The 623-nt window shown below is 48.5% G+C and carries 1 protein-coding gene; it reads right to left on the reverse strand.

Going from position 1 to position 623, the window contains the following annotated elements:
* A partial coding sequence (locus tag JK635_RS05545; protein ID WP_202652996.1) for an Arm DNA-binding domain-containing protein occupies positions 1–228 on the reverse strand: 228 nt, incomplete at its 3' end.
* Between the last annotated feature and the right edge of the window lie 395 nt (positions 229–623).

Below are 623 nucleotides of genomic sequence, written 5' to 3' on the forward strand. Positions count from 1 at the left end.
AGTTGCTTCGGCTTGAGCCCTCACAATTGACCAAGTACGCACATCGCCAATAGTTACGCGAAGAGTTTTGCCATGTAGGCGGGTTTCAAATATATATGACTTCGCACCGGTGGAGGTCACACGGAGGCCCAATCCAGGAGTTTTCCCATCCCAGAAAATGGATTGTTTTTTTCCGCTTTCGCATTTGAAGTTCGTTACCCGTTCCGCCGTGAAATTTACTTTCTTCATCTTTGCCTGCTCCATGTAGGCGCTGTGTAGGAAAATTATATCAACACTAAGCAATATTGGGAAATGCAGTAGGGACATCGAGTTTCAATAAGACGATGTTTTTAATGTGGTATTTTGATTTTGTTGAAAAAAATCAATGCCAATAAGTGCTGTTTTTCACTGATTCGTAATCAGTAGGTCGGACGTTCGATTCGTCTCATCAGCACCAGGGATTAAGGGGAGCTGGCTTGAAGCCAGCTCCCTTTTTCGTTTCTGAGCAGGTTGTTGGTAGCGGCCGGGCGCCGGTCACGCCAAGCCGGGCCTATCGTTGACGATGCCGGCAAAGCCGCTATACTCGACCCGGTCCAGCCAGCCCGCATCCGCAGAATTCACAGTGAACAAGCCCTGCATTCCCC

The organism is Neobacillus paridis (genome assembly GCF_016765675.1).
In the GTDB taxonomy this organism is placed as follows: domain Bacteria; phylum Bacillota; class Bacilli; order Bacillales; family Cytobacillaceae; genus Neobacillus; species Neobacillus paridis.